Here is a 15,033-nt window from a genome sequence, read left to right as displayed (position 1 = left end):
AAGGGTGGACTTATTGGTCTACTCCTCTTACGAAGACTATGATGCGAGAGAAGTGTGTACCTTTGTACTACTCATATAGATGATAACGAAGTAACTATGGCTATGACAACGATAACAGCAGAGGCATTTGCAAAGAATGTGGAGCGCTACCTCAAGGAGGCACTCCAGCGGGGGCTTCGTATCGTTACCTCTGAGGGGCAGATGCTCCATATAGGGCAGGCCGAAGCGTTGACTGAAAACGGCTTGACTCCTCATGAAGAAGAGATGCTACAGCGAAGCATCGAGGCCGGCGAAGAGGATTTGCGTGCGGGGCGCTATACATCCGTCCGTACACCCGAGGAGTTGCAGGCTTTCTTGGATGCCCTTTAGCGATGTACGAAGTCCTCTATACAGACAAGGCGACGGAGGGCATCCGACGGCTCAAGCGACACGAGCCCCAGGCGTATAAGAAGCTCTTGACCCTGCTGGTAGAGCTGCAGGAGCATCCTCTGACGGGGACGGGGCAGGTCGAGCCTCTCAAAGGGAACTTAGCTGGCTACTGGAGTCGGCGCATCAGTAGGCGTCATCGCCTAATCTACCGTGTAGAGGAAGTCTGTATACAGGTCATCGTGGTCAATACGTATGACCACGATTATAGTGGAGAGTAGCTACTCTCTCGACTCTATAGTAAGGGGTATCCCGTCATCGGGATACCCCTTTGTTTTTGCTACTCGCTCGGAGGGGTGGACGCAACCAGTAGAGACTGTTGCGGCAGAGTCCTGTCCTCTATTTAGAGTGCTAAGGCGTCGCGCACCCAGCTCCCCGATATGCCTCTCCGAAGAGATACGCAAGTCCTTCACCTTATCGCGAGTATTCCTCTTATCCAGCCGAGGGAAAAGCATCGTTCTCGTGAAGAAAAAAGCGTCTTCCCGTAGTGGTATTCTTCTATCTATGTACGTAGTCTTAAAGACCAGGCACGTAAATCCAAATATCCACGTACGGAGATATTAGAGCCACGTGCGTAGTCCAAACTTATCTGCTACTCGTCCACAACTTTTATCCCTACGCGGAGCAACAGTCTCCAGTAGTGGTCACTCATCCGACCAGTATTGGTCGCGGCTCTGACCACTACTGGTTCGCTCACCGACCACTACTGGTTCAGCGTCGGACCAGTAGTGGTTGCTACTGCAAACCTATAGTGGTTCACTCGCCGACCACTATAGGTTACTTTCTCGCCCTCATATTGCTCTGTGCTACAGCCCCTCAGAAAAGCCTCTCTGAGGAGGTGAAGAATATCCCCGAAGGAGGGGCAAATACGGTATGAAATACAAGGGTATTTGTGCTTTCCTTTACCTCTTCGTAGAGTACTTAGGTGGGAGCCTGTGCCACAGAATCGTGGGGAAATGTGGCAATCTGTAGGGGTTGGGGTAGGGTAGAGCGTATAAATATGGTGTGAGTGCTATCCTTTTGTCATAGCTATGAAAGGTAATTATTTTAGGAAATATTAGCGCGAGGGAATTTCGGTATTTTCGGCAGCTCACCTAGCGTGAATTTTATTTAGCCCGAGCTTTTGGAGTGTATAAGGGAAATCCATACATTTGACAACGATAGAGCACGCCAATCGAAGGTGTAGCGTCGCGAGCCCAATGTACCATGGAGTGGTCCCGCAGTATGAGCTACCCTTGACCTCTACTCTGTCACCGGACACCGTCACGATTAAACGATACTGTATGAAGAAATAGCTACACGATACCACGGGAGGAGTGCATCCCTCAGCTGATCCGAGCACCCAGCTCTGTGCCTTGCCTTCGCCCACATCGCCATGCATACACGCTAATCACTTACACAAACAAACTACACACTGCTTATGAACAATCAAAGAGTACTTCGATTGGGCATGGGCTGGATCCGATTAGGACTATTGATGATAGGCCTGGTCATTGGCTTAGGGGGCGACCTCTTAGCCCAGGGTACAGCTCAGACCATCCGAGGCAAGGTCCTCGACGAAAGCGGAGATCCCCTACCTATGGCCTCCGTCTTAGTCGTTGGGACGAAGGTGGGTGTCACGACCAACACCAAGGGTGACTTCACCATCAAGCTCCCTGCTGGCAAGAACCAGCTCCTCATTCGCTTCGTGAGCTACAAGAGCCAGACCGTCACGGCTAAGGACGGTATGGTCATCAAGCTCCAGCCCGAAGCCACCACCCTCGACAATATTGTCGTCACGGGTATGGTCGCCACCGACAAGCGCCTCTTCACGGGTGCGAGCGACAAGCTCAAGGCCGACAAGGTGAAGATGGCAGGTATGGCTGACATCAGCCGCGGTCTCGAAGGGAAGTCCGCAGGGGTCTCCGTGCAGAACCTCTCGGGGACCTTCGGTACAGCACCTAAGATCCGCGTGCGTGGGGCGACCTCGATCATGGGTTCGTCCAAGCCCCTCTGGGTCGTCGACGGGGTCATCCAGGAGGATGTCGTCGACGTCGGCGCTGATGACCTCAGCTCAGGGGACGCTACGACACTCCTCAGCTCGGCTATCGCAGGCCTCAATGCCGACGATATCGAGAGCTTCCAGATCCTCAAGGACGGCTCGGCAACGTCCATCTACGGGGCAAAGGCTATGGCAGGGGTCATCGTCATCACGACGAAGAAGGGTCGCTCGGGTAGCAGCTCCTTCTCCTATACGGGGGAGTTCACCTCGCGCTTTGTGCCCAGCTACCGCGACTACAATATCATGAACTCGCAGGACCAGATGGAGGTCTACAACGAGATGGAGCGTAAGGGCTGGCTGAACTTTGCCCGCGTCTACAACTACAGCTCCTCAGGTATCTACGGGAAGATGTACCACCTGACGCACGACTACGACCCCACGACGGGGATCTTCGGGCTGGAGAACACGCCCGAGGCTCGTGCTAACTACCTCCGCGATGCAGAGATGCGCAATACCAACTGGTTCGGCGAACTCTTCTCTCCCTCCCTCATTCAGAATCACTCACTGAGCTTCTCAGGGGGGACGAAGAACCTCCAGACCTATGTATCCGTCTCGGCTATGCTCGACCCAGGATGGATGCGTGCCAGCAACGTACGCCGCTACACGGGGAACCTCAACGCTACCTATACCTTCTCGCCCAAGCTCTCAGTATCTGCCCTGATCAACCTCTCCTCACGTATGCAGCGTGCTCCAGGTACGGTCACTCAGGATGCTAACGCCACTACTGGTGAGGTGTCACGTGGCTTCGACATCAACCCCTTCTCCTACGCGCTCAATACGAGCCGCACGCTCGACCCCAATGAGTTCTACACCCGTGACTACGCTCCCTTCAATATCAAGCACGAGCTCGACAACAACTATATCGACCTCGGTGTGAAGGATGTCAAGCTCCAGCTCGAGCTGAAGTGGAAGCCCATCAAGGGGCTGACTCTCGCTCTGCTCGGTGCCTACAAGGACTCGGGTACGACGATGGAGAGCATCGTCACGGAGTATGCCAACCGCGCACTCGCTTTCCGCGCTATGCAGGATGCTACCGTACGCAATGGCAACCAGTACCTCTGGAAGGATCAGGATAAGCCCAACTCATTGCCTGAGACCATCCTCCCTGCTGGGGGCTTCTACAATACGCAGACGCGCACCATGGAGAGCTATGACTTCCGTGCCTCTGCTACGTATAATACGACGCTCAACAACGACCACATCATCAATACCTACCTCGGCTCCGAAGTCAACTCACAGGACCGCGTCTCGCGCTGGATGGACGGCTGGGGTATGCAGTACGACAGTGGTCTGACGCCCTTCTGGGACTACCGCGCCTTCAAGCGCCTCACGGAGAAGAACTGGGATTACTACGGCCTGTCGAAGAGCTTCGGCCGCTCGGTCGCCTTCTTCGCCAATGCCACCTACTCCTACAAGGGCCGCTATACGATCACGGGTACGACCCGCTATGAAGGGACGAATAGACTCGGTCGCACACGCAAGGCTCGCTGGCTCCCCACTTGGAATATCTCTGGTGCATGGAACGCCCACAGCGAAGACTTCTTCGAGAAGCAGCACCTCCTCTCACACCTGACGCTCAAGGGCTCATACTCCCTCGTAGGGGTTGCCCCCAGCTGGGTCACCAACTCCCGCGCCATCATCTATAGCCGCGCGGCCTGGAGACCCTCGGCTGGGCAGTCGGAGAACCGTAACTACATCGGTAGCTTCGAGAACGAAGACCTCACCTATGAGAAGAAGCATGAGCTGAACTTCGGTGTCGATATGGGTCTGCTGAAGAACCGCCTCAACATCGCTGCTGACATCTACTGGCGTAACAACTTCGACCTCATCGGTGCAGCCTATACCATCGGGGGGACTCGCTGGGGCAACGTCGCTTCGATGAAGAGCCACGGCTTCGAGCTCTCCGTATCGACGAAGAATATCCAGTCGAAGGACTTTAGCTGGACGACGGACTTCATCTTCGGCTCGACCTTCAATAAGGTCACTGAGCTCGATACGAAGCGCAATATGTTCAACTTCCTCACCGGTAACGGCTTCGCTCGTCAGGGCTATCCCGTACGTTCGCTCTTCTCGATCCCCTTCACAGGGCTCGATGATGAGGGCTTCCCCACCTTTATGGTCAACGGGAAGGAAGTCACGCGTCGCAACTATCGTGATATCAACTTCCAGCAGGTCGATGATCTGGACTTCCTCAAGTATGAGGGTTCGTCAGAGCCTACCTACAATGGTAGCTTCGGGAATATCTTCACGTTCAAGAACTTCAAGCTGAACGTCTTCATCACCTACTCGGGTGGTAACAAGCTCCGCCTGGATCCTTCCTTCTATGCTTCCTATTCCGACCTCTGGGCTACGCCTAAGGAATACCGCAATCGCTGGACGACCCTCGGAGATGAGCGTAAGACGGATATCCCTGTCATCGCCTCGGTACGCGACCACTACAGCTACTCCAACCTCGGTACGGGCTATGCAGCCTACAACTACTCTACGGCTCGTGTCGCTGATGGTAGCTTCATCCGCCTCAAGGAGGTCTCACTGACCTATACGCTGCCTACGCCTCTCATCAAGCGCCTGGGCTTCCTCAAGAGTGCTTCCTTCAAGGTGCAGGCCACGAACCTCGCTCTGCTGTACGCCGATAAGAAGCTCTATGGCCAAGACCCTGAGTTCTTCCGCTCGGGTGGGGTAGCTGCTCCGCTGCCTAAGCAGGTCACGGCTACGGTGCACATTGGCTTCTAATCATGCAATAGGATCATGTACACTATGAAACGACTATATAGAATGGCAGGCCTCTGCCTCCTGGCAGGCGCCCTCGGTAGCTGCAATCGCTACCTGGATACCATGCCCGATACCCGTACAGAGCTCAACCGCGCTGACAAGATCGAGCGCCTCCTCGTCTCGGCTTATCCGACGCTCCTGCCTATGGGCTTCACGGAGAACCGTACCGACAACGTCGAGGACAACGGCCGCCTCTTCGAGGATAGCCATATTGGCAATCACGAAGCCTTCTTCTGGGAACCCTCCAGCGGAACGGCCTGGGATGATGAGACGAACTTCTGGAGTACCTGCTACAGCATAGTCGGTACTGCCAACCAAGCTCTGAAGTCCATCGAAGAACTCGGCAACCCCAAGGAGCTGGAGTCCGCCCGCGGTGAAGCGCTCCTCTGCCGTGCCTATACCAACTTCATTTGGGTCAATGTCTTCGGTCAGGCCTACAACGGCCGCACCAGCGACAAGGATCTCGGTATCCCTTACTTCACGAAGCCCGAGACGAAGCTCGAGCGTGCCGTACCCCGCCTCTCTGTGGCGAAGGTCTACGAGCTCATCGCTAAGGACATCGAGGAGGGTATTCCCTTGATCAATGACGACCGCTACAGCAAGCCCATCTTCCACTTCACGACGCGAGCAGCGAAGGCCTTCGCTACGCAGTTCTACCTCTACTACGAGAAGTGGGACAAGGCCAAGCAGTATGCTGACGAAGTGCTCGGCACAGGTGCCGTCTCCAATCTGCGTGATATGTCGAAGTACGACAAGCTGACCAACGCCGATGAGATCTGTAATGCTTATATCCGCGATGACGAGCCTGCTAACCTTATGCTCATCGTCACCCGCTCGCTCTGGATCCGTGCGCTGACGTCCTACCGCTATGCTCACAATGGGCATGTCGCTTCGACGCAGACCTATCGTAGCCCAGGCCCATGGGGAGGCTACTTCCCCGTCTACGACCGCCTCTTCGGCTCGAATAATGGCGCACTCTACTACCCCAAGTATCGTGAGCTCTTCGAGATCACCGACGTCGTGGCCCGCACGGGTCAGCCCCACGTCGTGGCGCTTCCCTTCACGGTGGACCGCGTCCTCTTGTGGAGAGCTGAGGCCCGCGTGATGCTCTCCGACTTCGACGGTGCTGCCAGCGACCTCTCCGCTTGGTACGTCTCTAAGAAGGGACAGGCTGCTACAGCTCAGCAGATCTCGGACTACTACAACGTCGTCATCAATCCCACCGATCCCGACGATGTACGCGAGGCGATGATCCGCAAGCAAGAGACGGTCTCCAAGCCCCTGCATCCTAAGTTCGACATCGCTGCAGGTATGCAGACGAATATGATGCACGCCGTCCTCCATGCCCGCCGTATCCTCAGCATGCACGATGGTACGCGCTGGGATGATATCAAGCGCTACGGCATCGAGATCACCCACAAGCTCTACACGGGCGAGACGATGACGCTCAAGACCGACGACCATCGCCGTGCCCTCCAGATCCCTGCCAGCATCCGCTCGGTAGGCGTAGAGCCCAACCCTGGGTATTAGACACGAACCCCCTTATCAGATCAGAAACTATGTATCTACATAAGATCAAGCTCTCCCTCTGTGCAGCCCTTCTCGTGGCTACACTCGGTGGGTGTAAGGATAGCGACCAGCCCGATCCCTCTCGTCGTGTCACCAAGGCTCCCGCCAAGGAGATGACGAGCTTCGACCGCTGGCTCAAAGAGAACTATACCGACGCGTACAACGCCAGCTATATCTATACCCTGGATGATATCGAGGCCGACCGCTCACGCAACCTCGCGCCTGCCAAGCTCGAGAACAGCATGAAGCTCGCTAAGATCATCCAGCACGCATGGTATGGCGCCTATGATGAAGCCACGGGGCGTGTCGACTTCATGCGCAAGACGTCCCCCCGTCAGCTCTTCATCGTCGGCTCGGCTTCGTGGAACGGCGACGGCACGATCACCCAAGGTACGGCCGAGGGTGGGCTGAAGGTCACGCTCTATCAGGCAAACTGGCTCAACGTGAACGATCCTCAGTCGCTCAATACGACCTTCTTCAAGGTCATGCACCATGAGTTCAGCCACATCCTTCACCAGAATAAGATCTGGCCTACGACGGAGTACGACGCCATCTCTGAGGGCTATGCTCCCACCTCGTGGTTCAACCGCCGTAGCCTCAGCGACTACGCTCCTCTGGGCTTCATCACGGCTTACGCCAGCAGTCAGCCTCGCGAGGATATCGCTGAGATGACGGCTTGCTACATCACCTTCCCCCAGAGTCAGTGGGATGCGGTGATGAATGCCGCTGGTGACGAAGGTCGTGCGAAGCTCAATAAGAAGATGGAGATCATCAAGAAGTACATGAAGGGTACGTGGGGTATCGACATGGATCAGCTCCGTGCTATCGCCCAGCGTCGCCTCGAGGAGGTGAGCCGTCTGCCGCTCATCGAGAGCTCTTGGCAGGAGCTTCTCGGCTCTTCGCTCCATAGCCTGCCACAGGCTGCCCGCTCGCTCGCTGGCTACGAGGCTGCTCGCGACGCTGTCGTCGAGGAGCTGATGCGCCACCCGAAGTTCCTCGAGCTTCACACGGGTGAGCATGCAGACCACGCTAAGTGCCAGGTCATCACCCAGTACTTCCACTAATGTCAGACCCCCTAATTCATAGACTACGATGAATAAGAATATAGCGATAGGGCGGGCTGTCCTGCAGGGTGCCCGTCTTGGTCTCCTCGCTGCTGCGGGCCTTGTCCTCGGGGTACTTCCCTCATGTCGTCAGGAGCCTGATGCACTCTTTGAGAAGTCCGCTTCGGAGCGTGTCGATGCACTCACCTCTGAGCTGCAGAAGACCCTCACCGCCTCCTCCACGGGCTGGGTGCTGGAGTACTATCCTCACACCCAGCTCCTCTACGGGGGCTATCCCGTGACGATGACCTTCGGTGCTAAGAACGAAGTGCTCATGGCTTCGGATGCTCCCGTGAAGGGCCACTCTACGGCAGAGGTCAAGAGCAACTACCATCTGAAGTCCGACAAGATGGTCTCGCTGAGCTTCGATACGTATAGCTCACCTCTGCACCTCTTCTCTGACCCCGATAAGTCCTACGGGGCTGGCGAAGGGAAGAGCTTCGAGGGCGACTATGAGTTCACCTTCGTTCGCTCGGTCTCGCCCGATACGCTCTATCTGAAGGGCCGTAAGACGGGTGTCGTCATGCGCATGTTCCGCCCGCAGGTAGCTGCTAAGGAATATCTTGCGAAGGTCCTCGACCTGAAGTCTCGTGCCTATACCTCGGAGAGTATGTACCAGCAGCACCTCTACGGTCTGACGGGTAAGCTCGGAGGCAAGGCCGTCGTGGCCTACCTCAATAATGAGGGATACAACATCCTCACCATCGAGGATGCTGAGACGGGCAAGAAGACGGAGGTCCCCTACGTCTACACGCCTGATGGACTGCAGTTCCACAAGGAGTACAACGGCGTCTCTACGCTGCTGTGGAAGGATGCAGATAAGAGCTACAACACCCCTGCGGGTGAGAAGCTCACGGCACGTACCGACCCCGACTACGCTGGCTTCGCTCACTATCTCGGTGAGTATGACCTGATGTGCACGGGCTGGACGGCGCCTCGCACCGTCACCTTCTCGCAGGCTGCACGCAACCTCTATCGTATCACGGGTATGGCGCCCAACCTCACGATCTACGCTACCTACGACGCTGCTAAGGATCGCTTTGAGATCAAGACGCAGAAGCTCGAGAATACGGGTGGTGCCTTCCTCGCGGTGTGGGCTGCTCCTAATGGTACCAACCTCTCGTGGGGCACAGGCTTCGGTATGTATAGCAAGCTCGATGAGACCTATACTACGGGCAAGCGCTATAAGCTGGTCGATAATGGTATCTGGGGTACATTCATAGCAGGCTCCTATATCCTTTGGAAGCCCGGTGGTGGCGAATACAAGTCCTTCGGTGACTCTCGCTTCACTTCGCCCGTATTCACTAAGAAATAAGTAAGAGATATGAAGATCATACATCGCTCGCTCGGGGCGCTCCTCCTGGCTTCGCTTACGCTCCTCGTAGGTGTCAGCTCCTGCCGCAAGGACGACCCTGCTACGAAGACCGAGCACACGCTACGTGTCCTCTCCTCTGAGCACAACTTCACTGCTGCAGGTGGGACGGGGACGATCACGCTCGCCGAAGGAGGCTTCACCGCGAAGTCGGAGGCCAGCTGGATCACCCTTGGCGCTACCGAGAGTACGAAGGTTACCTTCACCGTCGCACCCTTCACTGAGCCCACGACTCGCACGGGCCTCATCACCCTCACGCGAGGCGACGAGACCCAGCAGGTAGCCATCTCCCAGCTCGGTGCCTATAGCTACGTCTCCGACCTGGAGTCAGCCTACACCATCGAGCGTAAGGGTGGCACCATCGAGATCACGCTCGTCGGGGACATCCGTCCCAGTGCGGTCAAGATCGAGGGGCTGCCTGAATGGGCGTCCTTCAAGGTCGAGGGTAAGAAGCTCCTCCTCACAGTCGAGAGCACAAACGTCTTCCAGCGCGAGGCTAACCTCACGCTGAAGCTGAGTGAGCTCTACAGTAAGAGCTTCCGCCTGATACAGTCTTATGGTCCGCTCGGCTACGATGCGGTGCTCGGCGACTATACGCTGACCTATATCTCCACCTATAAGGGTGAGACGAAGACGGCGGATGTCAAGCTCATCGCTGACCAAGCTAAGAAGGCCTTCATCCTGCAGGGGCTGGCTGCTGATATCCCAGTAGCCTTCGAAGAGAAGACGAATACGCTGACCATCAAGCCACAGGAGCTCGCGAAGCCCCAGGGCGTGACGGCATCGCTCATCCTCGCTTCGTATGCCGGCTGGTTCCCAGGTCCCAATGGCAAGGCTACGGGCGACCTGACGTGGGCTGCCGACTACACCTACTCCGCTACGTGGGATGCGGTGTCTATTGAGCACCCCGCCTTCCCCTTCGCTCCCTCGGAAGCTGGGAAGACTCGAGGGCATCACGGCCTGCACTTCTTCCTCTTTGAGGGTGGTAGCTATAAGAGTGCCTACTCAGGGACTACGGGGATCCACACGATCCTTGAGTTCTCGCTGACGAAGAAATAGCACACACTCATTCTTGCTCATTCCCCTGGCGGGCCGGCCCACTGTCTGTGGGTCGGCCTGCCTTTCTTCTTATGCTGTGGGTGAGGGTGGTACATCGGGTAAGGAGTGCTGGGTGTGGCTTATCGATCGCCAAAGCTCTATAGGAGGGTGATATCAACCTATATAGCTTTGTGGCGTGACCTACATTGGGTTGTTGGTCCGCGTAGGGATAAAAGTTGTGGACGAGTGGCAGATAAGTTTGGGCTACGTGCGTGGACGATAAATCTACGTACGTGGATATTTGGATTGACGTGCCTGGTCTTTAAGACTACGTACATAGACAGAGGAAAACCACTGCGAGAAGGTGCTTTTTTCTTCACGGGAATGACGCTTTCCCCTCCGCTGGATAAGAGGAATACTCACGATAAGGCGAAGGGAAAAGCGTATCACTTCGGAGGGGTATATCGGGGAGCTGGGCGTGCGATGCCTTAGCAGAATAAATAGAGGGTAGGACTCTCCGAAGCAGTCTCAGGAGAGTCGAGGCAAGGCACTCTGAAGAGGGGAGAGAAGGGCTTCCCCCTACTTTTTGTACCTTTGTGTAGATCTGTACCTTAAGTGGTATAGACGGAAATCGTATTATTTATCCTTTAGCCTAAGAAGACTAAGAATAGCGTATGGGAAGAGTCCTCATTATCGGTGCCGGCGGTGTCGGTACGGTAGTGGCCAAGAAGGTGGCACAGAATAGCGACGTATTCACTGAGATTATGCTCGCCAGCCGCACGAAGAGTAAGTGCGATAAGATTGCCTCCGAGATTACCAATGTCAAGATCCAGACGGCAGCCGTCGACGCTGATAACGTCCCCGAGCTGGTCGCTCTGATGAAGTCCTTCAAGCCAGAGCTGGTCATCAATGTCGCTCTGCCCTATCAGGACCTCCATATCATGGATGCTTGCCTCGAGGCCGGCGTCAACTACCTCGACACGGCGAACTATGAGCCGCTCGACGAGGCTAAGTTCGAGTACAGCTGGCAGTGGGCCTATAAGCAGCGCTTCGAAGAAGCTGGGCTGACGGCTATCCTGGGCTGTGGCTTCGACCCAGGGGTGACCGGGGTCTTCACCGCCTATGCTGCCAAGCACCACTTCGATGAGATCCACTACCTCGATATCGTAGACTGCAACGGCGGCGACCACCACAAGGCCTTCGCCACGAACTTCAATCCCGAGATCAACATCCGCGAGATCACCCAGAAGGGTAAGTACTACGAGGATGGACAGTGGCGCGAGACCGAGCCTCAGGAGATCCACAAGCCCCTGACCTATCCCAATATCGGGGTGCGTGAGTCTTACCTCCTCTACCACGAGGAGCTTGAGTCGCTCGTGAAGAACTATCCCACGATCCGCCGTGCACGCTTCTGGATGACCTTCGGGCAGGAGTATCTGACCCACCTGCGCGTCATGCAGAATATCGGTATCACGCGTATCGACCCCGTCCTCTACAACGGCGTGGAGATCGTCCCCATCCAGTTCCTCAAGGCGATCCTGCCTAACCCCGGTGAACTCGGTGAGAACTACACGGGTGAGACGTCTATCGGCTGCCGTATCCGCGGTATCAAGGACGGCAAGGAGAAGACCTACTACGTGTGGAACAACTGCAGCCACCAGGCTGCCTATCAGGAGACCGGTGCTCAGGGCGTGAGCTACACCACGGGTGTACCCGCCACGATCGGTGCGATGATGTTCTTCAAGGGCCTCTGGCGTCGCCCAGGCGTGTACAACGTCGAGGAGTTTGATCCAGATCCCTTCATGGAGCAGCTCATGAAGCAGGGCCTGCCTTGGCATGAGCAGTTCGACCTCGATCTCGAGCTCTGATAAGACTCGAGATGCGGCGTAGCGGAGCCGCCTGAGTGCCCTCTCTTAGAGGCTCAGCCTTGGGGCACTCAGGCGCCTTCCCCGCGCCATCCTTATCCCCTCACTCTTTACCCCCAAAAACCACACCACCCTTCTAATCATGAACATCCTGCTGATCGTAGATCCCCAGAACGACTTCATCACTGGCTCCCTCGCCATCGAAGGCGCGATCCCAGCGATGGATTACCTCACCGCTTACGTCAAGGAGCACCACGCCGAGTACGATGCTATCGTCGTCACCATGGACCAGCATCCTGCCGACCACTGTAGCTTCGATGTCTCTGGTGGCCCATGGCCTATCCACTGCGTCCGCTACACGACGGGGGCGGCTCTCTATCCCCCTCTGGCTGATGCGATCATGGAGCGCAAGCGTCAGGGGCAAAATGTCCTCTTCATCCCCAAGGCAATGACTCGCCACAAGGATGCTTATAGTGCCTTCCACGACGCAGTGCCCGACCTCCTTATGAACGCCCGCCGCATCGACGTCGCAGGCCTCGCAGGGGACTACTGCGTCAAGACTACTATCGAAGATCTCAGACGCCTCCTCTCCGCCCCTCAGATCCACCCGATCGATGAGGCCATCGCCTGGATCGGTGAGCCCCAGCCCCTGGTGTAGCTCCCCCAGCGACCTCCCACCTCTAATTCCCCCACACACCTATGAAACGACTCATTGCCACTCTGAGCCTCCTCGCTATGCTCACTGCTTGCCATACCAGCTCGACCAAGGAGAATCCCCTCCTCACCGAGAGCACGCTTGACTACCAAGCTCCCGACTTCAGTAAGATCCGCCCTGCGCACTTCATCCCCGCTATCGAGGAGGGGATCCGTATCCAGCTCGCCGAGATCGACAGCATCACGAGCAATACGGCTGCTCCGACCTTCGAGAATACCGTACTGGCGTATGAGAAATCCGGTCGCCTCCTCGCACGCGCTACCTCTATCCTCTCAGGCCTCGTAGGTGCTGACGGCACTGAGGAGCTGCAGAAGATCGATGAGGAGACGACGCCCATGCTCTCCGCCCACCACGATGCGCTGCTCCTGAATGAGAAGCTCTTCGCTCGTGTCAAGGCCGTCTACGACCAGCGCTCCAGCCTCCAGGGTGAAGATCTACGCCTCACGGAGGTCCTCTATGATCAGTTCGTCCATGAGGGCGCACTCCTCTCAGCTGCCGACAAGGAAGCTCTGAAGAAGATCAATAGCGAGATCGCTGTGCTGCAGACGAAGTTCACGAATCAGGTGAACGCTGGCACGAAGGAAGCTGCCGTCCTCGTCGACAAGGTCGAGGAGCTCGATGGCCTCTCCGAAGAAGCGATCACCCGTGCTGCTGAGGCGGCTACCGCTGCAGGCCACAAGGGTAAGTACCTGCTGGAGCAGACGAATACGTCACGCCCAGGCTACCTTGCCGACCTGAACAACCGTGATGTCCGTCGCCGCGTCCTTGAGGCTTCGCTCTCGCGCTGCTCGGGTGGTGATAGCACGAATACGCACCCCACGATCACCCGCATCGCTGCCCTGCGCGCCGAGAAGGCAAAGCTCCTCGGACTGCCCAACTTCGCCTCTTGGGTACTGAGCGACCAGATGGCTGGCCGTCCCGAGGCCGTAGAGCGCCTCATCAGCCAGCTGGCTCCCGCCTGCCGTGCTAAGGTCGCTGCCGATGTCGCCGAACTCGAAGCCTTCGCTCAGCAGACTGAGGGTAAGGACTTCAAGCTCGCCGCTTGGGACCTCGACTACTATGCCGAGCGCCTGAAGAAGGCTAAGTACGACCTCAACGAAGCCGATCTCAAGCCCTATCTCGTGCTGGATAGCGTGCTGAAGAATGGGGTCTTCTACGCTGCCAACCAGCTCTATGGTCTGACCTTCAAGCCCCGTCCTGATATCCCTGTCTATGCTGATGGCGTACAGGTCTACGAGGTCTTCGACCAGGATAATACCCCTATGGCCCTCTTCTATACGGACTACTTCCGTCGCCCAACGAAGACGGGTGGGGCGTGGATGTCGAACTTCGTCCAGCAGAGCTCGCTCTTCGGTACTAAGCCTGTCATCTACAACGTCTGTAACTTCGAGGCTCCCGCTAAGGGTGCTCCCGCCTTCCTCACCTCGTCGGATGTAGAGACGCTCTTCCATGAATTCGGCCACGCTCTGCATGGCCTCTTCGCTTCGCAGAAGTACGAGACGCTCTCGGGTACGAATACGCCTCGTGACTTTGTGGAAATGCCCTCGCAGTTCAACGAGCACTGGATGACGGACTCTGTCGTCCTGCGCCACTACGCCCGCCACTACAAGACGGGTGAGCCTATGCCTCAGGCGCTCATCGACAAGATGAAGGCTGCTGCTACCTACGGACAGTCCTACGCGCTGGCTGAGAACCTCGCTGCCGTCACCATTGATATGGCTTGGGGGATGCTCCCTGCTGGGACTAAGATCACCGATGTAGATGCCTTCGAGCGTGAAGCGCTCGCTCGTGCTGGTCTTGACTTTGCTCTCGTACCTCCCCGCTACCGCTCGGCTTACTACCTGCACGTCTTCGCTGGTGGCTATGCTTCGGGCTACTACTCTTACCTCTGGACGGAGGTCCTCGACCACAATATCTATGAGTGGTTCGCTGCACACGGCGGGCTGACGCGTGAGAATGGTCAGCGCTTCCGTGAGATGGTCCTCTCACGCGGGAATACCGCCCCTGTCGGCACGTTCTTCACGAACTTCACCGGCCTCACGGAGCCCGATATGTCGAGCCTTCTGCGCTTCCGCGGCCTCACGAAGTAAGCTAAGGGTGCTTCGTCACCTCCCCACATAATAGGCACCCCC

Annotated in this window: 10 protein-coding genes; all 10 read left to right on the top strand. The window is 56.7% G+C overall.

Annotated features, from left to right (window positions below; translation table 11 throughout):
- The first annotated feature begins 102 nt into the window (after positions 1-102).
- The 10 genes from IEX77_RS08365 to IEX77_RS08320 all read left to right on the top strand — a co-directional run bounded on the left by IEX77_RS08365 (position 103) and on the right by IEX77_RS08320 (position 14,991).
- Positions 103-369, top strand: a complete 267-nt coding sequence (locus IEX77_RS08365; RefSeq protein ID WP_188808523.1) for a hypothetical protein — start codon at positions 103-105, stop codon at positions 367-369.
- Positions 370-371: 2 nt separating this feature from the next.
- Complete coding sequence (locus IEX77_RS08360) at positions 372-647, top strand: Txe/YoeB family addiction module toxin (protein ID WP_009433636.1); 276 nt, start codon at positions 372-374, stop codon at positions 645-647.
- A gap of 1,199 nt (positions 648-1,846) precedes the next feature.
- Entirely contained in the window at positions 1,847-5,200 is a 3,354-nt protein-coding gene (locus IEX77_RS08355; protein WP_229770845.1) for a SusC/RagA family TonB-linked outer membrane protein, read from the top strand.
- A gap of 24 nt (positions 5,201-5,224) precedes the next feature.
- Positions 5,225-6,769, top strand: coding sequence for a RagB/SusD family nutrient uptake outer membrane protein (locus tag IEX77_RS08350; protein WP_229770844.1), 1,545 nt, complete (start codon positions 5,225-5,227; stop codon positions 6,767-6,769).
- Between the two features lie 29 nt (positions 6,770-6,798).
- On the top strand, positions 6,799-7,872 hold the full coding sequence (locus IEX77_RS08345) for a zinc-binding metallopeptidase (protein ID WP_188808521.1): 1,074 nt from the start codon (positions 6,799-6,801) through the stop codon (positions 7,870-7,872).
- Positions 7,873-7,900: 28 nt separating this feature from the next.
- Positions 7,901-9,226 (top strand): DUF4302 domain-containing protein, encoded by a 1,326-nt coding sequence (locus tag IEX77_RS08340; RefSeq protein WP_188808520.1) that lies wholly within the window; start codon positions 7,901-7,903, stop codon positions 9,224-9,226.
- 9 nt (positions 9,227-9,235) lie between these two features.
- A complete protein-coding gene (locus IEX77_RS08335) occupies positions 9,236-10,342 on the top strand; it encodes a BACON domain-containing protein (RefSeq protein WP_188808519.1) in 1,107 nt (368 codons plus the stop codon).
- 653 nt (positions 10,343-10,995) lie between these two features.
- Entirely contained in the window at positions 10,996-12,189 is a 1,194-nt protein-coding gene (locus IEX77_RS08330) for a saccharopine dehydrogenase family protein (RefSeq protein WP_009433404.1), read from the top strand.
- Positions 12,190-12,328: 139 nt separating this feature from the next.
- A complete protein-coding gene (locus tag IEX77_RS08325; protein WP_188808518.1) occupies positions 12,329-12,844 on the top strand; it encodes an isochorismatase family protein in 516 nt (171 codons plus the stop codon).
- 41 nt (positions 12,845-12,885) lie between these two features.
- Complete coding sequence (locus IEX77_RS08320) at positions 12,886-14,991, top strand: M3 family metallopeptidase (RefSeq protein WP_188808517.1); 2,106 nt, start codon at positions 12,886-12,888, stop codon at positions 14,989-14,991.
- Positions 14,992-15,033 lie beyond the last annotated feature (42 nt).

The sequence above is a fragment of the Porphyromonas pasteri genome, from assembly GCF_014647755.1.
GTDB classification, from domain to species: domain Bacteria; phylum Bacteroidota; class Bacteroidia; order Bacteroidales; family Porphyromonadaceae; genus Porphyromonas; species Porphyromonas pasteri.
This window is presented reverse-complemented; position numbering and strand designations above follow the sequence as displayed.

What these genes read in the sequence shown, in the direction of transcription:
- IEX77_RS08335 (WP_188808519.1), top strand. Translation starts at nt 9,236, where the DNA reads ATGAAGATCATACATCGCTCGCTCGGGGCGCTCCTCCTGGCTTCGCTT.
- IEX77_RS08330 (WP_009433404.1), top strand. Translation starts at nt 10,996, where the DNA reads ATGGGAAGAGTCCTCATTATCGGTGCCGGCGGTGTCGGTACGGTAGTG.
- IEX77_RS08365 (WP_188808523.1), top strand. Translation starts at nt 103, where the DNA reads ATGACAACGATAACAGCAGAGGCATTTGCAAAGAATGTGGAGCGCTAC.
- IEX77_RS08345 (WP_188808521.1), top strand. Translation starts at nt 6,799, where the DNA reads ATGTATCTACATAAGATCAAGCTCTCCCTCTGTGCAGCCCTTCTCGTG.
- IEX77_RS08340 (WP_188808520.1), top strand. Translation starts at nt 7,901, where the DNA reads ATGAATAAGAATATAGCGATAGGGCGGGCTGTCCTGCAGGGTGCCCGT.
- IEX77_RS08320 (WP_188808517.1), top strand. Translation starts at nt 12,886, where the DNA reads ATGAAACGACTCATTGCCACTCTGAGCCTCCTCGCTATGCTCACTGCT.
- IEX77_RS08355 (WP_229770845.1), top strand. Translation starts at nt 1,847, where the DNA reads ATGAACAATCAAAGAGTACTTCGATTGGGCATGGGCTGGATCCGATTA.
- IEX77_RS08350 (WP_229770844.1), top strand. Translation starts at nt 5,225, where the DNA reads ATGAAACGACTATATAGAATGGCAGGCCTCTGCCTCCTGGCAGGCGCC.
- IEX77_RS08360 (WP_009433636.1), top strand. Translation starts at nt 372, where the DNA reads ATGTACGAAGTCCTCTATACAGACAAGGCGACGGAGGGCATCCGACGG.
- IEX77_RS08325 (WP_188808518.1), top strand. Translation starts at nt 12,329, where the DNA reads ATGAACATCCTGCTGATCGTAGATCCCCAGAACGACTTCATCACTGGC.